We start from the raw sequence: 17,465 nt of genomic DNA, 5'->3' as shown, positions 1-17,465 counted from the left end.
AGCATAGCAACAAAGTCGGGAATATTCAATGGTTTAGGAGTACTGTTTATAGCTGGAGGATTCTTCAGCCTGGAGATCTTTCCCGAGCCACTGTGAGCCTGAATCCCGGATATCCTTTTTCCATACGGGGACTGAGACTTTTAGCGCCTCAATGGCGTAACGGCTAGCCTCATAACAGGTATCACGGTGCGGTGCGGATACGGCAATGACAACACTGGCTTCTTTGAGCCCTACGAGCCCGATCCGGTGTGCAATTGCGCAGTGAGCCTGCCAGCGTTCCTGAATCTGGAGGCCTATTTCCTGCAGCTTCTTCAGTGCCATGGGTACATAAGCTTCATAATGAAGGGCGGTTGTCTGTTGATCTCCAGTCATCTCCCTGGTGGTGCCTACAAAGAGGAGTGAGGCTCCGTGGTTAACATCCTGTACCTTCTCCAGGAGCAGCTCAGCCTTCAAGGGCTGATCCGTAATGCTGAACAGGCCGTCTGCTGTCTCGTCAGCTTCAGGTTCTCCGCCGGACACGGGCGGGATCAATGCCACCTCGGAGCTTTCGGCAATCTCTGTATCATCCGGCGCATATTCCCGGTCAACGGCAACCAGGGATACATTGATCTGCGGAGCGGCATCGGGATATGAAGCGGAGAGCAGTTCTTTCAGTTTGCCGGCTGTCAAAGGCGACTCATGGGCATGGAATGTCAGAGTAGAGGAGCCGATGACTTCGGCCAGACCCGCAAACAGTCGAATGGACACATGCATGATTTAATCACCTCTTAGTTACATAAGTTAGGACAGCTTATAATGATTACAATATACCATATTGAGCCTGAAAATGTTATGCTAACTCTAGAAGAGCACAAGCCTGCCGCTTACACTATAAACGGCTGTACAAGTGGGAGGGAAGCAAGCTTATGAAGCCTGAGCCGCAAAGATTAACCATTCTTCATACCAATGACATACATAGCCATTATGAAATGATGAGTCCTGTAGCGGCAGAGATTTCTGCAATGAAGGCTGCTGCAGGCGAAGGTCCGGTGCTGCTGCTGGATATCGGGGACCATATGGACAGGGCTGCTGTAGAGACGGAAGGCACGATGGGGCAGGCTAACATCGATATTATGAATCTGACCGGATATGATGCTGTAACTATCGGCAACAACGAAGGCCTTACCTTCTCACAGGAGATGCTCTCGGCTATATTCACCGGCATCCAGTGTCCTGTGGTGTGCTGCAACTTCCTGGAGTCTGCAACCGGGGAGCCTCCGCACTGGATGCAGCGTCATGCCATCCTGGAGAAAGACGGGATTAAGATCGGGCTGACCGGTGCCACGGCAGCCTTCACTTCCTTCTACTCCCTGCTGGGCTGGGATGTGCTGGACCCTGAAGAAGCGCTGCGCGAGCAGTGTCTGCTGCTAGCCCCTCAAGTAGATATTCTGATCATTCTATCCCATCTGGGGCTGCCTGCGGATCAGAAGCTGGCAGAGAATCTGGAAGGGGTACATGCCATTCTTGGCGGGCACACCCACCATATGCTGGAGAAGCCGCAGATGATAGACGGCACGGCCGTATGCGGAGCCGGTAAGTTCGGCCGGTATCTCGGACGGCTGGTATTTGAGCGTGAACAGCCGGGCGGAGCCTTCCGGCTGGCTGAAGGGGGATGTACCGCAGTCAATGGCGCGCTGACTGAAGAGATCATCGCTCCGGCGGCAGCAATTCACCTGCAGCGTGGCCGTGAGGTGCTGCAGGAGACCGTTGCCATCAGCGACCGCGGGCTGCCGCTCGACCTGCAGGGCGAATCACCGTTTGGCAACCTGCTGGCACAGGCTGTCCGCCGCTTTACGGGCAGCTCCTTCTCGCTTGTCAATTCCGGGCAGCTGCTCGGCCCCCTGCCGGAGGGTAATATTACGGCAGGCATGCTGCATGCCCTATGCCCTTCCCCGATTAATCCGTGCATTGTGCAGCTTACCGGCAAGGATATCCGCACTGCGCTGGAACAGAGTCTAATGGAGGAATACCGCAATAAGGTAATCTACGGCTATGGATTCCGGGGGAATATGCTGGGCAGTCTGGCTGTCGACGGATTAAAAATCTTGTACGATCCAAGGGTCATGCCGTATGATAACGGTATTGCAATTTTTGTCGGCGGAGAAAAGCTGGAAGACGGACGGGAGTATAGTGTCGGTACACTGGATATGTTCACATTCCGCACCGGGTATGAGAGTATAGCGAATGGCCGGGAGCCTGTCTATTTGCTGCCTCATTTCCTGCGCGATCTGCTGCGGATGGAGCTCCAGCGCCCGGGGAGTCTCGATGAGAGCGAAGTTGCCCGCTGGGTGAGTCTGACCACCTGATACATCCCGCAATTCATACAAACATTAGTAGTCATAGCTGCATCAGATTTCATTGACTAGATCAGGAGGATTATATGGATACAATTACAGCAATAATTCTGGCAATTGTAGAAGGAATAACTGAGTTTATCCCGGTATCATCAACGGGACACATGATTCTTACCACGAAGCTGCTGGGGTTTGACGAGCAGGATTCCATTATGAAGACGTATGAGATTGTCATTCAGCTTGGGGCCATTCTGGCCATTGCCATTGTCTACCGCCAGCGGATTCTGAATCTGCTGGGGATCGGCCGCAGCGGCAGAAGCAGAGGCGGAGTTATGCCGGCATCACGCCTGAACCTGATTCATGTGATGCTGGGTATTGTGCCTGCGCTCGCAGTAGCCTTTTTCGCCCGTGATTTCATCAAAGGCCTGTTCGGTGCATCTACGGTTCTCTGGGCACTGGTGGCCGGCGGGATTCTGATGATTATCGCGGAATGGGTGAACAAACGCAAGATTCGTGTGACCGCGCATGAGCTGGATGATCTGTCCTACGGGCAGGCGCTGGCGATCGGACTCTATCAGATTATTTCCGTGCTCTGGCCAGGGTTCTCCCGTTCCGGTTCGACGATCTCCGGGGGGATGCTCAGCGGGGTCAGCTACAAGGCTTCGGCGGATTTCTCCTTCCTCATCGCGATTCCGATTATGTGTGCAGCCTCGGGCTATGAACTGCTGGATTCCTACCGCAATTTCACGAATGATACCATCTGGTATTTCGCCATTGGCTTCGTGATTTCTTTCGTGGTGGCCTATGTGGTAGTTGTTCTGTTTATGAGATTGATCCAGAAGATCAGACCGACCCATTTCGCGATCTACCGGTTCATACTTGCGGCCGTCTTCTGGCTGTTTGTTATGCGTTAAGCTCACCCGGCTTAGCATTACCGGGCAAGAGAGGCAGTCTTACATACATGCGCTTGTCCGGTCGCTCAAGGTAACGGTATAGGCACAGCGTTTAACTCAAGGATTCCGAAACAGAATAGCAATTTACCGTTAAAGGCAGGAGTGAGCCAAGGTGCGTTTAGTATCCGTGAATCGGCTTCAGGCGGGAATGAAGCTGGGTAAAAAAATTTATAGTGATGAAGGACTGGTTCTGCTCGCTGATGGAGTAGAGCTTACTGATGCCCTGATCAAGCGGCTCGCTAGGATCGATATCGGCTATATCTATATAGAGGATTCCGTCACGGAAGATGTCGTGATTCCCGGAATGCTGCAGGATGAGACGCGAAATCAGGCGCTCAAGGTAATCAGAAATCAATTTCAGCAAATGTCCGGCGCTTCGGGAATTACCAAAGGCTTCTATCATCTGGATAAGAAGTTCTCCAAAGTGATGGATTCCATACTGGACGATATGTCGGCTCAGGAAGATCCGATGATTATGCTGCTGGATATGCACACCGCAGACAACTATCTGTATGTGCATTCCCTGAACGTATGCCTCTACACACTGGTGCTTGGCATTGCCCATGGCTACAGCAAGGAAGAACTGCGGGTCATCGGACTCGGTTCGCTGCTGCATGATATCGGCAAGACACAGATTCCGGTCAAAATTGTTCAGAAGCCCGGGATGCTCAGTGAAGATGAATTCAAGCACATGCAGGCGCATACCGAAATCGGTTACCGGATTCTTAAGGAAGAGCCGAATATCCCGCTGCTCGCGGCCCATTGTGCACTGCAGCATCATGAGCGGATCGACGGTTCCGGCTACCCGCGCGGTTTGACCGGTCCGCAGATTCATGAATATGCGAAGTGGCTGGGTGTGGCGGATTCCTATGATGCGATGACCTCCAACCGGATCTACAAAAAAGCCATGCTGCCGCATCAGGCGGTCGAGGCGCTGTATGTCGGCTCCGGCACGTTGTATGAGCAGAAGCAGCTGGAGATTTTCAGAGACCGTGTGGCGATCTACCCTCTGGGGCTTACCGTCAAGCTTAGCACCGGCGAGAGCGGTGTTGTGGTCAAGATTGATCCCAGCATACCGCACAGACCTGTTGTACGCGTGCTTAACGGCCCGGAAGGGGAACCGGTCACCCCATATGAGCATGATCTGGGCAAGGCCCTCTCTGTAGTCATTGTAGATGTGACTGATGGCGGAGAAATTATAGTGAAGAGCACTTGATAGGCGTTGTTAGCAGCGAGGAAAGAATACAGGCGTCCGCTTGGCTGCGGAGCTGTGTTCTCTGCCTTGCTGTTTTTTTGAAATTACAGCAAATCAGCGGCAGATGCGCAGTTTTTCACTTGTCGTGGTATGATATAGCGTAAGTTATCGTTCTTTTTCATTTGTTTTAGGTTAATAATAAGGAATAAGCATTAAAGGAGCATCAAGAAATGAGTATATTAGAGCCATCATCGTCAATACCTGTACAAGAGCTGTCGCCGGAGTACGATCCCTGGGATCCGATTACCTCTCTTCGCCAGCACGGGCGGCATGTGCTGACCAGCGTAGAGATGACGGTGACCAATCTGTGCAACATGCGCTGTGAGCACTGCGCTGTTGGAGACAGCCTGACTATGAAAGAAGGGGAGCTGCTGCCACTCCCCAATATGCTGCGCCGTCTGGAAGAGGTAGAGCATCTGCAGACCATCAGCATCACCGGCGGGGAGCCGATGTTCCGTGCCGGAACGGTGGAGAACACCATCGTCCCGCTGCTGAAGTATGCACGTGAGCGGGGCATCCGTTCTCAGATCAACTCCAATCTTACCATGCCGTATTCCCGTTATGAGCAGCTGCTTCCATACCTCGATGTCATGCACATCTCTTTCAACTATGTTAACGGGGATGACTTTCATGAGGTGGGCTTCGCGAACAGCGGACATCCGGTCTCGAAGGAAGCTGCCTACCGGCTGTATGACACCATGCTGGAGAATTCCCGCCGGCTTAGCGATGACGGTATGCTGATCTCCGCGGAGTCGATGATTAATTACCGTACGCATACCAAGCTTCCAGAGATCCACAAGCTGATCGGGGAGATGGGGGCAAGACGCCATGAGGTGCATCCGATGTATGCTTCCAGCTTTGCTTCGAAGCTGCCCGTATTGTCACTTCGAGAGATGAATGCAGCCATACATTCCTTGCTGGATGCCCGTGACCCTGAGATGTGGATGCTGTTCGGCACACTGCCGTTCTTCGCCTGCAGCTTCCTCGAGGAAGACCAGCAGCTGCTGCGCAGACTGCGCAGTGAGAAGAATGTTACCCTGCGCAACGACCCGGACGGAAGAAACCGGGTGAACGTGAATTTATTTACGGGCGATGTATTCGTAACAGATTTCGCCGATATTTCTGCATTTGGCAATATCAGCAGCACCAGGCTGGATGACATTTTTACCGAGTGGCAGACTAAGCATCCGCTGAATCAGAAAGTGAATTGCCACTGCGATGCCGCCGGCTGCTGCGGGCCCAACCTTCTGGTAGCCGATATGTATTATCCTGAGGTTGATTTCAAGACAAGAAAAGCGATCACTCTGTAGAAATGGGGCGTTATTATAGTGCATACGGAATTTGACATAGGAAGCTTATTGCTTAATCTTTTGCTCGTTCTGGTGCTCGTATTATTGAATGGAATCTTCGTTGCGGCGGAGTTTTCGCTGGTAAAGGTCAGACAATCACGTCTGACTCAGCTCGTCAGCGAAGGGAACAAAATGGCCGGGTATGCGCTGAAGGTCAATAAAAGACTGGATTCATATCTGTCTGCCACCCAGTTTGGGATTACGCTCGCCTCGCTGGGACTCGGCTGGGTCGGAGAACCGGCGATCTCTGAGCTGCTGGTTGAACCGCTGATGTATCAGCTAGGCGTTTCGGATCAGACCCTGATCTCTACGGTATCTGTGATTATCGGTTTCTCGATTATTACCTTCTTACATATTGTGCTGGGTGAGCTTGCACCGAAGTCCCTGGCGATTCAAAAAACTGAAGGCTCAGCGCTGCTGCTGTCCGCTCCGCTGATGTTCTTCTATAATGTGTTCCTCCCCTTCATCTGGGTGCTGAATGCGTCGGCTAATGCACTGCTGAGGCTGGTGGGGGTTGAACCGGCCAGTGAAGCCGAAGCTGCCCACTCGGAAGAGGAGATCCGTATCCTGATGAATCAGAGTGCGAAGAGCGGGGTTATCGACAAGGACGAGATGAAGCTGATGGACAATATCTTCGAATTCTCCGATCTGTTGGCCCGTGAAGTCATGCTCCCGCGTACGGATATGGATGTACTGTACAGCAATCTCCCCCTGGAGGACAATATGCGGATCATTACAGAAACGAAGCATTCCCGGTATCCGGTAGCCTTCGAGGATAAGGACCGGATTATCGGCTTCATCCATATTACAGATCTCCTCTTCGCACCGCTGGAGCAGCAGAATGACCTGGCTTCACTGGTCCGGCCGATTCTGAATGTGCCGGAATCGATGGAGATTAGCCATGCGCTCCGTCTGATGCAGAAGAACAAAGCCCAACTGACCCTGGTCGTAGATGAATATGGCGGGACTGCGGGACTGCTGACGGCTGAAGAGATCCTAGAGGAGATTGTCGGCGATCTGCATGATGAGTTTGAGGATGAACGCCCCAGTGTGGAGCGCAACGGCGAATACATTTCCGTTGAAGGCCGCATGCTGATCGAAGACGTGAATGATCTTACAGGTGTCATCATCGAAGATGAAGAAGTGGATTCGATTGGCGGCTGGCTGTTCAAGGAGCTGGAGGGCAATCCGTCCAAAGGCAAACAGGTAGTGGTCGGCGACGTCACCTTCGAGGTGGAGGAGTCCACCCGGCTGCGGATTACCCGGATTAATATCCACCGGGCGAATCCGCCGGAGTCCGCAGAGGATGCAGAAGATACGGAAGAAGAGAAAGAGTAAGCAGGGCAATTGCTGAAATAAAGAGTTAAATTGTAACAGGGTACACTGGCAGCCGCTAATGGCTGCTGGTGTGCCCTGTTTTTTTGCAATTGCGTTCTGATATCCCTTAGAGCTGTCATAAATTAGTTATGAAGGTAACTATCAGATATGACATCCATGAAACGAAGCTCATCAAACTTTGAGGAGGAATGAAACATTGAACTCCCAGGAACGTGTATGGACACCGTATAGGGGACCGTTTGATCCCTGTCCGCCGGTGCCGTTCAAGACGTATGTAGTACCGCCGAACCAATTCATTAATTTCCAGCCCCCGAATCTGCCGCAGTTCTCCCTGCCTGAAGCGCTGAAGTACGGAACGCTATGGCCCGCGCTGTTCAGCCCGTATGAGTCCAAGTCCAAAGGAGGGAAGTAGGCGATGGAAGCAAATCCTTGCGAACCCCGCTATTACGAAATGCTGGAGCAGCTGCAGGTGCTCGATTTCGCACTGGTGGAGCTGAATCTGTATCTGGATACCCATCCTGAGGATCTGAAGGCCATTGAGCAATTTAATCAGCTGACCTTCGAACGAACGAAGCTGGCGAGCCAGTTCCAGGAGCTATACGGCCCGTTGCAGAACTTCGGCCGCGCGTATTCCAAATGTCCGTGGCAATGGAGTCAGAGTCCCTGGCCTTGGCAAGTCTAGCGGCCCGGGTGAGGAATGAATAAGTCTAAGGAGGGGGAAGTGCACGAATGTGGATTTATGAGAAAAAGCTGCAATACCCGGTGCGTGTCGGCAAATGCGATGTGCGGATGGCGCGTTATCTGATGGAGCAATACGGCGGGGCAGATGGAGAACTGGCGGCGGCACTGCGGTATATGAATCAGCGGTATGCGATTCCCGATAAGGTCATCGGCGTATTAACGGATATATCGACTGAAGAATTTGCCCATTTGGAAATGATTGCCACCATGATCTATAAACTGACCAAGGACGCTTCGATCAGTGAGCTTGAGGCGGCGGGACTCGGTCCGAACTACGCGCAGCGGGATCATGCGCTGTTCTACCAGAACTCGGCAGGGGTGCCGTGGACAGCCGCCTACATCCAAGCCAAGGGTGATCCGCTCGCTGACCTGTATGAGGACATTGCCGCCGAAGAAAAGGCCCGGGCTACATACCAGTGGCTGATCGACATGACGGATGATGTGGATCTGCAGGACAGCCTCAAGTTCCTGCGGGAGCGGGAAATCGTGCATGCGCTAAGATTTAAGGAGTCTGTGCAGATATTGATTGAGGAACGGGATAAGAAGAAGGTGTTCTGAGGAGCTTAATCCTGCCCAAAATACAACATTTCGCTCATGGATTCGAGCCTAACCGGAAATTGTTGTACAAAAGGCAGGATTTCTGCTTGTTTATGCGGCTATGCGGGATAATTGTTGTATTTCATACAGGAATCCTCGCGAACCCCAGGGCAACTTGGAAGCAAAGCTGTAAAACGTACAACATTTATGATACATAACTAGGGGCTGTTCCAAAAGCTATGAAATGGCTGGTTGGATAGTCTCTTTTTTCTGTAGTTAACGCCCTGCCTTTGTGCTGACCTGCCGTGCCTCGGTGCCAGATACAGCCATCTGTGAGATAATACTGCTACTGATGATCAATCTGGTGCAGGATGCGGATAGTGGAAAGGGGAGCATAATGGTTATGGCATTTGAACGGTGGCGCGGATTCATCCGGGCCTGGCGGGATTATCCCTTCCCGGAAGGGGCTGTGATTGGCGGGCATTATACAATTGAGGCTTTGCTGGGAGAAGGCAGCTACGGGCTGACGTACCTCTGCTATGATTCAAGGAATGGCGCTCTCTTTGCGATTAAACAGTCCAGACCCAGCAAGAAAGCGGTTGGCCGGGCGTTGCTTGCCAGGGAGGGTGCTATTTTACAGGCAATGGATCATCCTAATATTCTTAAATACCGCGATTATTTCAAATATAAAGGCTCGAATTGGCTGGTTACCGATTATATTGCGGGGAAGACGCTGGAGGATCTGATCTTTGATGAACAGATCGTCTATGGTGAGCGGGAATGTCTGGCCACAACGCTGAAACTGATGGATCGGGTTGCCCATGTCCATTCGCGCGGATACGTTCACCTCGATCTGCGGATTCCCAATGTGATTCTCCAGAATGAAGATCTGTACTTAATTGATTTCGGATTGGCCGCACAAATAGGAGAGGCGGATACCGTACCCTGGCTGCTGAAGCCGAGGGAGAAAGAGCTGCCGGAACGTAGGCCGCCGGTGATCGCCTCGGATTTGTACGATGTAGGACAACTGATGCTGTTCATGCTGTATTCCGGTTATGTGCCAGTACGGGGAGGGGCGGAGCGGAGCTGGCGGGAAGAGCTGGAGCTATCGCCGGGAATGCTGCAGATACTGTCCCGGCTGCTTGGGGAGCAGGAGACCTATCCGGACACAGCTGGATTTATGCGTGAGGCCGGAGAATTGTATAAGAGTCTGCTGCGATGATATCTGTTCAAAAAAAGGTGCCCTCAGCCAAATGCTAAGAGGCGCCTTTTGACTGTGTATGAAGAAATCAAGCCAGCTTCAGCTTGAACTGCCGTAACGGTTCTTATAGTATTTATGTCCGGTTCCTCCGCGGCGGGCATCTGAAGAGGAATGCCGCTTGTATCCGTGGCTGCTGCTTGAATGCCTTCTGGATACTGGCCTCCCTTTGTTGCTGCTCGAATGCCTGCGGTGTCCGCCATGTTTGGACTGCTCCACGGAGTGCAGGACTTTACCAAGAATTTTCTTAAACATCTTGTTTCCTCCTCTAAGGTTGTAGTAGCCATTGCAGTGCGGCTTTAATCGTTAGTTACCCGTACTACGGCTTCCGTACGCGGCTGGTTTCAATAAAAATTAAACCCCGTCCATTTGCGGCGGGGTTGTTTGTATACCAAGCGTAATGCTCGCAATGATTATGTTATTCAATATAACTCTTCATTGCCTGATACATATTGTCAGCATATTCGTCGATCTTATCCCGTGACATGCGCAGCCGGTCCACCGAAGTGCCGTAGCCGATCTCCTGCAGTCCTTCGGCTAATCCCTGGAAGATTCCATCCGTGAACGCATCTAACGGTTCGCCGTGGACATGCAGCCCGCTTCCGCCGAGATCTGTATTCACCGCCGGAGGAGCAATCTCAATCACTTCTACAGAGGTATCAGAGAGCTGGAGTCTGAGACTCATGCTGAACGAATGAAGCGCCGCCTTCGTCGCTGAATAGATCGGGCCAATGGCAAACGGTGTGAAGGCTAGGCCGGAGGTGACGCTCAGGATAGCCGCCGCTTCCCGTGCTGCGAATAATGGAGCGAACAGCATCGCCAGATGAAGAGGGGCTTCAAGGTTAGTTGTGATTTCTTGATTGAAATAAGCCCAGTTGTTTCTCGCATCTGCCTTGAGTACATTGAAGCGCTGCTGGGTCCCGGCATTGTTCACTAATACATTTATTTCCGGATAGTTCGCAGTTACCCAGTCGAACAAGGCGGTACGCTCGGATTCTATATTCAAATCACTTACACGGGTAATCAGGCCGGGGAGCTTGTCTTTGGCATCCTGCAGGACCTGTTCACGCCGCCCGGTACTGATGACTGTATTCCCGCCATTGATGAAGCGTTCGGCAAAAGCGAGCCCGATTCCCGAGCCTCCGCCTGTAATAAGGATTGTATTTCCTGAAAGTTTCATTGTGGTACCTCTTCTCCATTATTTTGATAAATAATTGGTATACCGTACGATTTTCTTGTCGATGCCCTGCAAGGATTCTGTCATGAGCGCAATTTCCGCCAGCACAGCCTGCTTATGCTCCTGAAACATTCTAAGCCGGAGTTCAGTCGTGCTGTCCCCTTCTAACATCCAGTCCACATATTGCCGGATACTGCAGATGGGCATATGCGTATTTTTCAAATAAATAATGATCTTAAGGAAAGCAATACGATTCTCCGAGAATATCCGCCTCCCGGCTTCATCACGCTCCATCTGTGGCAATAAACCCTTTTTCTCATAATAACGAATCGTTGATTCCGGAATCCCTAACTGGGCTGCAGCTTCGCTAATGGAAACATATTTCATCTGGAGACCTCCATGGCAGTTGGTTAGTTGTCGACAGGAATAGGATACGACTTGAACCATGGTTTAAGTCAACACATATATTTTTACACTAATGAAATATACTTTTTGAGATAAATTTATATCTTTGCTATATTAAGAGAATGCGTTTCCGATAAATAAGATTTATCCAAAAATGGGAGGAATATTGAATGAATGCAGCGGATTTTCCGGCGTACAAGTGGATGAATGAGGGGAACATCAGGTTTGAGGATGATGCTATTATATTAGAAGCCACTGCTAACAGCGACTTTTTCTGCAACAACGGTGCCATAGCTGAAGAAGGGCTTACCCCTGAAAGTCTGACGAATGCACCCTTCTTCTATACAGAAGTGTCCGGTGATTTCGTGCTGCGGGTGAAGGTTAGCCATGACTTCCGGGATACCTACGATTCCTCTTCCATTATGGTGATGCAGGACCTGACGGTCTGGGCCAAGGCCTGCTTTGAGCTGACAGATTTCAATACCCACGCCGTGGTCAGTGTAGTAACAAATCAGACCTCGGATGATGCCAATGGCTGTAATATTGATGGCAATGAGGTATGGCTGCAGGCCGCAAGGTCCGGGAATGCCTTCGCCTTTCATTATTCGACAGATGGTGTAAGGTTTGATATGATGCGCTTCTTTAACCTTCCGGCGGAAGAAACGATCAAGGTTGGACTATTGGCACAAGCCCCAACAGGCGAAGGCGGAGAGAGAATCTACCGGAATTTCACACTGGAGAACCGGACGGTCAAAAATATAAGAGCGGGTGAATAAGCCGTGAATAAGCCGTGAATAAGCCGTGAATAAGCCGTGAATAAGCCGTGAATAAGCCGTGAATAAGCCGTGAATAAACCGTGAATAAGCCGTGAATAAACCGTGAATAAACCGTGAATTAACCGTGAATTAACCGTGATGACGGTATGGGAAATGTTTCAGCGTGCGTTGCCCTTTACCTGTCTGGGCCAGATGAAATAGGTAACGGTGATGATCAGATCAATCCCGACTACAACAGACCATACCGTCAGAATGCTTAGCAGCGCTTCCGTGCGGGCGGGGTCGTCAATCCACACAATGAGTCCGTAGAGAATACCTGCGGCGAGCACAAAAGAGAGCAGATGCTTCACCCAGCCCTTGAAATAATGCCGGGCATGCTCCATGCCGTACCGTTTGACCGGCCGCGCCCCTTGCTTGGTGACATAGTAGCGGAAGCGTTCATCCGCCCAGGCGATCATGCTTTTACCGAACACAATGGACACTGAAATGTACACAGCCGCAAGCGCATGCGCCGTCGTAGCGGAAGCTCCTCCGGCCAGATCCACACCGGAGATGATCAGCAGAATGATGTCCAGCACCGGAGTCAGCGCAAGGAAAATCAGTCCCAACGTGTTGCGCTTGAAGATATAACGTGCCGTAAAGCCGGCAAGGATGACAACCCAGAACAACACTTCGCAGGCGACAATCGCCCATGCTACCAGATTCATAATACACCTCTTGTTGGATTATTTTTGGTAATAACGGAAGTATAGCAGTGAACTTTAAACAATACAACTGTATTATTTAAATTGTGTTTCGTATTCTGCTTATGCTACAATGTGCACATGCCAAAAATTGTGGATCATTCAGAGCGGAAATCGAATATAGCGGAAGCGACCTGGCGTGTCATTATCCATCAGGGAATCAAAGGGGCAACTGTGCGAAATATTGCTGCTGAGGCGGGGGTATCTCTGGGGGCGCTGCGCCATTATTTCTCCACACAGCACGAATTGCTGGTGTTTGCAATGAATCTGGTGAAGGAAAGGGTAACTGCACGGATCGTGGATATTATGAATCTTGATCTTCCCCCCAAGGAGCAGGTTAAGAGGGTACTGCTGGAGCTTCTTCCCATAGATGACAGCAGCATGGCTGAGATGGAGGTATGGTTCGCATTTATCTTCCATCTCAAGTCTGCCGGGGAGCCTAATGATGAGCTTAGCGATGCTATCTATCCGCTTGTCATCCAGTTGATTGATTATCTGGACCAGCATGAGCTGCTTCGGCAGGAGCTGGATAAGGACAGTGAAGCTGAGCGGCTGTATGCCGTGGTCGACGGACTGGCCCTGCATGCGATGCTGGAGCCTGAACGCCTGGACAAACAGCGGATAATCCGGGTGCTGAACGTTCATCTGGATTCCATCTGCTGTAGTGAACAGCCTCAGTAATTTACTATATTGCTAGAAGTTATATTTTTCGAGACGTTATTGTTAAATCAGGCAAAACCACATCTTAAACTAAGGTGTGGTTTTGCTTTTTCTTTATCGGCGAAGTGGCTGGTGATGCCATGGCAGTACCGCTGCTGCCGGGTCTTGGCCTTGAAGTAGAATGCTGGCTTAATTAATTGGGACAGTCACTTACATGAAGCTTTTGCCGGTTTCGAGGTGTGCTGCACTGTCGCCTTCCTCAAGAGCCGCAGGTTTCTTCAGGAGGAATCCCAGAATAAGACCAATAGAGGCGATATATACGAGCACCATAAACGTACCGGAGAAGGCTTTGGTCCAAGTATCCAGTGTTGGAATGCCGTCACCCGGCATGAAACCTTTCATTGTGCGGGTAAGGACGGTCATTAAGCCGGCTATGGCAAAGGAGCTCATCACCTGTTGGGCAGCGTTGGTAAGCGAGGTGACCCGGCCCACCAGCTTAGGCGGAGAAGCTTGAATCAGATGGGTGTTCAGCGGCATCAGGGACAGTCCCATTCCTGCTCCAAGCAGGGCCAGGGGAAGAATCAGCACGGAGACGCCATCGGCAGCTGTGACCCTGGTTAAGATGAATGCGGAGACAGCGACAAACGTCATACCCGCAATGACCAGCGGACGGGCGCCGACTTTGTCAAATAAGGTTCCGCTGATGGAAATAATTACAGCAGCTGCTATCGCTTGCGGCAGCATGATGATTCCTGTGTCAAAAGCGCTGTAATTCTGGGCCTGCTGCAAAAAGACCGGAACCAGGAACATGGAGCCGAACAGTGCGATCTGGAAGATCCATTGGATTACGATGCCTTTGGTGAAGTCCATAGATTTGAACACACGCAGTTCCAGAATAGGCTGTTTGTGGCGAAGCTCGACCAAGATAAATAGCACCAAAGCGATAATGCCAATTGATAAACCAGTCACAGTGTTAAATGAAGTCCATCCGTTTGCTCCTTCGCTTACACCATAGGATAAGCCGGCAAAAGCAATCGGGGCCAGTACGATTCCCCATAGATCAAAGTCAGTGACCGGCTCGCGCGGAATGTCCGGAAGGAAACGCAGGCCTATGCCAATGGCCAGAAGGCCAACCGGGATGTTAATGATGAAGATCCATTGCCACGAGGCATAATCGACCAGCCATCCGGCGATGATTGGACCAAGAGCCGGAGCAAGCAGGACGGGGATTCCCAGGATGCCCATAATGGCCCCCACTTTGTCCGGAGGGGAGAGCTTATAGACGAAGGCGAAGGCAATCGGCATCACCATTCCGCCGCCGGCCCCTTGAATGATGCGGAAGAGAATTAGCATGGCAGAGTCCGCTGCCATGGCACAGAGGATGGACCCGAGGGTGAAGAAGGCGATGGAGTACAGAAAAATTCGCTTGGCGCCGAATTTGTCGGACAGCCATCCGGCCAGGGGGATTACCGCTGCAGTGGCAAGCACATAAGCGGTAATCACCCATTGCAGACTGGACAGGGATGCACCAAAGGCTCCCGACAGCTTGGGCAGGGCGACATTAACTGCCGAACCATCCAGCAGCACCATGAAGCAGCCGAGTATAAGAGTAATGAGCGGTATAATAATCCTTTTGAACGACTGCGGATCTTCGCCGGGCAGATCTGTTGCGGATTTTGTTGACATATTGAACCTCCTAATGGATGTGATCATGGGTTGTGGCATACTTTATTCACACTGCAGCAGCAAGCTTTCCAGTTGTTCAAACAATGGTTTAAGCTGTTTGAGCGTGCTTCCGGAGTCCAGATGGTAATAATTCATCGTCCCCTTTTTACGGACATTGATGATCTCTGCTTCCTTCAAAATCCGCAAATGGTGGGAAACGGCCGGCCGGGACAGATTGGTCCGTTCTGTAATTTCTCCTACCCGCATCCCGGGCATTTGTGTGCCCTGCATCAGCGTAACAATAATGGCTTGCCGGGTCTCATCGCCGATAGCAGTAAGAACCTTCTGATTCTTTTTGAATTCGCCCACCAGCTGTGTGCCGTAGTCCTGGTTAATCATAGCATCCCCTCATTCGTTTGATGGTTTAATCATTTGAACCTTTGAAGCAAAACTGGTATGAGTACCAGTGGAGTATCTCCTTGCCGGGTGGTTGAATGGATTAATGCTTTTGACGAATACAGAGTATCACGCTCTCCGTGCAAACACCACATTGGGAAAGAAAGTCGAGACCCACAATTTGTAAATTGAAAGGCCGGAGGCGGATTACCGCAACAATGAAGGCTGCGGACATGAGTACAATAAAGCCGCATTCAGTTAGCTGAGTGCGGCTTTATCAGGCTATTCCTGTTGTCTTACATACCCGGGCCACCCCGTATTCAGCAGCAGAGCTGGCAGAACAAGTGTGGGCGCTCATGGAGCGCAACCAGATGGTTCCCCGGGCACAAACTACGATTTGACCGCAAGCTGTGCGTTCTCAGGTCCATTTGGCAGACCACAGCTTCATTTCCTTGAGGATCTGATGCAGATCCGCACCTTTGGGAGTCAGTGTATATTCTACTGTCACCGGAACGGTCGGGTACACGCATCGTTCCAGTACTCCATGCTCTTCGAGGTGTCTCAAGGTGCTGGTCAGCGCGCGCGGGCTGATCCCACCGATATTGCGCTGCAGCTCACCAAAGCGTTTCGTGCCGCCCTGCAGCTCTCTCAGTACCAGGAAAGCCCATTTTCCGGCTAGTACCTCCAGCGTTTTTTCTATGTTGCATTCAATTAATATGGGGTTCTTCGGGATATAATTACTGGCAGAATTGGCTGCTTTCAAGGGATTTCCTCCTGTTCCATGGCACTATACCAGAGTATAGCAACTATACTGGATGACATATAATAAACTATTTTTCACTTCTTTCTATTATATACAATCTGTTCTAGAATGAACATGTGTATGGAGCAACCGGCTAACAGGCCGGATTCAGAGAGGAGCAAGGGATTCATGAAATACCGCAGATTAGGTGGAACCGGACTTAAAGTCAGTGAGATCAGCCTGGGAAGCTGGTTGACCTACGGAGGATATGTTGAACAGGACAATGCCGTCAAGGCCATTGAAACCGCTTACTCCCAGGGCATTAATTTTTTTGATACGGCTAATGTTTATGAAAAAGGAGCAGCGGAAAAAGTGCTGGGTGCTACCTTGAGCAGCTATCCGCGCGAATCCTATGTGCTGGCGACCAAAGTATACGGCGTAATGGGTGACGGTCCCAATGACCGCGGCCTGTCCCGCAAGCATATTACCGAGCAATGTCATGCCAGTCTGAAACGGCTGGGTGCTGAATATGTGGATCTGCTGTATTGCCACCGGTATGATCCGGAAACGCCCATTGAAGAAACGCTGCGGGCGCTGGATGATCTGGTCCGGCAGGGCAAGGTGCTCTATGTAGGCGTAAGTGAATGGACGGCGGCGCAGATGGCCGAGGCCCTTGCGGTTGCCGACCGGTATCTGCTGGATCATATTGTGGTCAACCAGCCGATCTACAATATGTTCGAACGTTATATCGAGAAAGAGATTATTCCGCTTGGCCTACGCAAAGGGATCGGACAAGTCGTATTCTCGCCGCTGGCCCAGGGGCTGCTGACCGGCAAATACAGCTCGGTCTCCGATATTCCAGAGGATAGCCGGGCCGCTAAGCTCGAATGGATGCGTAAAGGAATTACGGCGGAAAGAATCGCCAAGGTTCAGGAGATGGGCACGATTGCCGCTGAGCTGGATATTTCTGTAGGTAATCTGGCGCTGGCCTGGATTCTGCGTCAGCCTAATGTAGCCAGTGCCCTGGTCGGCGCCAGCCGTCCGGAACAGGTGGAAGAGAATGTGAAGGCTTCGGGCATTGAGCTCCCTGAGGATGTATTGACACGGATTGAAGAAATAATCGGCTAAGAGAGGAAG

The 17,465-nt window shown here is 51.2% G+C and carries 20 protein-coding genes; 12 read left to right on the top strand and 8 right to left on the bottom strand.

Annotated features, from left to right (window positions below; all coding sequences use genetic code 11):
• Positions 1-33: 33 nt before the first annotated feature.
• Positions 34-753: a molybdenum cofactor biosynthesis protein gene (locus MKZ24_RS27905; protein WP_042234462.1), complete on the bottom strand. Its 720-nt coding sequence runs from the start codon at positions 751-753 to the stop codon at positions 34-36.
• Between the two features lie 152 nt (positions 754-905).
• Here MKZ24_RS27905 and MKZ24_RS27900 point away from each other — a divergent pair, with 152 nt between their 5' ends.
• From MKZ24_RS27900 to MKZ24_RS27860, 9 genes are all read left to right on the top strand, one after another.
• Positions 906-2,345, top strand: coding sequence for a bifunctional metallophosphatase/5'-nucleotidase (locus MKZ24_RS27900; protein ID WP_340788837.1), 1,440 nt, complete (start codon positions 906-908; stop codon positions 2,343-2,345).
• Positions 2,346-2,419: 74 nt separating this feature from the next.
• A complete protein-coding gene (locus tag MKZ24_RS27895) occupies positions 2,420-3,247 on the top strand; it encodes an undecaprenyl-diphosphate phosphatase (protein ID WP_042234467.1) in 828 nt (275 codons plus the stop codon).
• Positions 3,248-3,398: 151 nt separating this feature from the next.
• Entirely contained in the window at positions 3,399-4,502 is a 1,104-nt protein-coding gene (locus tag MKZ24_RS27890) for an HD-GYP domain-containing protein (protein ID WP_042234469.1), read from the top strand.
• 209 nt (positions 4,503-4,711) lie between these two features.
• A complete protein-coding gene (yfkAB, locus tag MKZ24_RS27885) occupies positions 4,712-5,851 on the top strand; it encodes a radical SAM/CxCxxxxC motif protein YfkAB (protein WP_042234471.1) in 1,140 nt (379 codons plus the stop codon).
• An 18-nt stretch (positions 5,852-5,869) separates the two neighbouring features.
• Positions 5,870-7,228, top strand: coding sequence for a hemolysin family protein (locus MKZ24_RS27880; protein ID WP_042234473.1), 1,359 nt, complete (start codon positions 5,870-5,872; stop codon positions 7,226-7,228).
• A 196-nt stretch (positions 7,229-7,424) separates the two neighbouring features.
• Positions 7,425-7,640: a spore coat associated protein CotJA gene (locus MKZ24_RS27875; RefSeq protein ID WP_042135306.1), complete on the top strand. Its 216-nt coding sequence runs from the start codon at positions 7,425-7,427 to the stop codon at positions 7,638-7,640.
• A 3-nt stretch (positions 7,641-7,643) separates the two neighbouring features.
• Complete coding sequence (locus MKZ24_RS27870; RefSeq protein ID WP_042234476.1) at positions 7,644-7,910, top strand: spore coat protein CotJB; 267 nt, start codon at positions 7,644-7,646, stop codon at positions 7,908-7,910.
• A gap of 47 nt (positions 7,911-7,957) precedes the next feature.
• Positions 7,958-8,527 (top strand): manganese catalase family protein, encoded by a 570-nt coding sequence (locus MKZ24_RS27865; RefSeq protein ID WP_039306375.1) that lies wholly within the window; start codon positions 7,958-7,960, stop codon positions 8,525-8,527.
• Positions 8,528-8,909: 382 nt separating this feature from the next.
• On the top strand, positions 8,910-9,728 hold the full coding sequence (locus MKZ24_RS27860) for a serine/threonine protein kinase (RefSeq protein ID WP_042242033.1): 819 nt from the start codon (positions 8,910-8,912) through the stop codon (positions 9,726-9,728).
• Between the two features lie 78 nt (positions 9,729-9,806).
• On the opposite strand, the gene MKZ24_RS27855 is transcribed toward MKZ24_RS27860, so the two are convergent.
• The 3 genes from MKZ24_RS27855 to MKZ24_RS27845 all read right to left on the bottom strand — a co-directional run bounded on the left by MKZ24_RS27855 (position 9,807) and on the right by MKZ24_RS27845 (position 11,328).
• The gene (locus tag MKZ24_RS27855; protein ID WP_042211670.1) at positions 9,807-10,019 is read right to left on the bottom strand and encodes a hypothetical protein; all 213 of its coding nucleotides are present in this window, start codon (positions 10,017-10,019) and stop codon (positions 9,807-9,809) included.
• A gap of 163 nt (positions 10,020-10,182) precedes the next feature.
• Positions 10,183-10,944: an SDR family oxidoreductase gene (locus tag MKZ24_RS27850; RefSeq protein WP_042234479.1), complete on the bottom strand. Its 762-nt coding sequence runs from the start codon at positions 10,942-10,944 to the stop codon at positions 10,183-10,185.
• An 18-nt stretch (positions 10,945-10,962) separates the two neighbouring features.
• Positions 10,963-11,328: a MerR family transcriptional regulator gene (locus tag MKZ24_RS27845; RefSeq protein WP_042234481.1), complete on the bottom strand. Its 366-nt coding sequence runs from the start codon at positions 11,326-11,328 to the stop codon at positions 10,963-10,965.
• A gap of 188 nt (positions 11,329-11,516) precedes the next feature.
• Between MKZ24_RS27845 and MKZ24_RS27840 the strand changes: the two genes are divergently transcribed.
• Positions 11,517-12,122 carry a DUF1349 domain-containing protein gene (locus MKZ24_RS27840; RefSeq protein ID WP_042234483.1) on the top strand — a complete coding sequence of 202 codons (606 nt, stop codon included), beginning with the start codon at positions 11,517-11,519 and terminating at the stop codon, positions 12,120-12,122.
• Positions 12,123-12,280: 158 nt separating this feature from the next.
• Here the strand turns inward: MKZ24_RS27840 and MKZ24_RS27835 are convergent, their stop codons facing one another.
• Positions 12,281-12,829, bottom strand: a complete 549-nt coding sequence (locus MKZ24_RS27835; RefSeq protein ID WP_042234485.1) for a hypothetical protein — start codon at positions 12,827-12,829, stop codon at positions 12,281-12,283.
• A gap of 117 nt (positions 12,830-12,946) precedes the next feature.
• Between MKZ24_RS27835 and MKZ24_RS27830 the strand changes: the two genes are divergently transcribed.
• Positions 12,947-13,546, top strand: a complete 600-nt coding sequence (locus tag MKZ24_RS27830; RefSeq protein ID WP_042234487.1) for a TetR/AcrR family transcriptional regulator — start codon at positions 12,947-12,949, stop codon at positions 13,544-13,546.
• A 189-nt stretch (positions 13,547-13,735) separates the two neighbouring features.
• On the opposite strand, the gene MKZ24_RS27825 is transcribed toward MKZ24_RS27830, so the two are convergent.
• The 3 genes from MKZ24_RS27825 to MKZ24_RS27815 all read right to left on the bottom strand — a co-directional run bounded on the left by MKZ24_RS27825 (position 13,736) and on the right by MKZ24_RS27815 (position 16,349).
• Positions 13,736-15,211 carry an MDR family MFS transporter gene (locus MKZ24_RS27825; RefSeq protein WP_340788817.1) on the bottom strand — a complete coding sequence of 492 codons (1,476 nt, stop codon included), beginning with the start codon at positions 15,209-15,211 and terminating at the stop codon, positions 13,736-13,738.
• Positions 15,212-15,253: 42 nt separating this feature from the next.
• Positions 15,254-15,589 carry an ArsR/SmtB family transcription factor gene (locus MKZ24_RS27820; RefSeq protein WP_042234493.1) on the bottom strand — a complete coding sequence of 112 codons (336 nt, stop codon included), beginning with the start codon at positions 15,587-15,589 and terminating at the stop codon, positions 15,254-15,256.
• 415 nt (positions 15,590-16,004) lie between these two features.
• Positions 16,005-16,349, bottom strand: a complete 345-nt coding sequence (locus tag MKZ24_RS27815; protein ID WP_042234497.1) for a winged helix-turn-helix transcriptional regulator — start codon at positions 16,347-16,349, stop codon at positions 16,005-16,007.
• Positions 16,350-16,517: 168 nt separating this feature from the next.
• On the opposite strand from MKZ24_RS27815, the gene MKZ24_RS27810 reads away from it, so the two are divergent.
• Complete coding sequence (locus MKZ24_RS27810; protein ID WP_340788813.1) at positions 16,518-17,456, top strand: aldo/keto reductase family protein; 939 nt, start codon at positions 16,518-16,520, stop codon at positions 17,454-17,456.
• Positions 17,457-17,465: the final 9 nt, after the last annotated feature.

Origin of the sequence: Paenibacillus sp. FSL R7-0297 (assembly GCF_038009025.1) — a bacterium.
Lineage (GTDB): Bacteria > Bacillota > Bacilli > Paenibacillales > Paenibacillaceae > Paenibacillus_AQ.
Note: the sequence above shows the minus strand (reverse complement) of the source record. Positions and strands in the feature narration are given on the sequence as shown.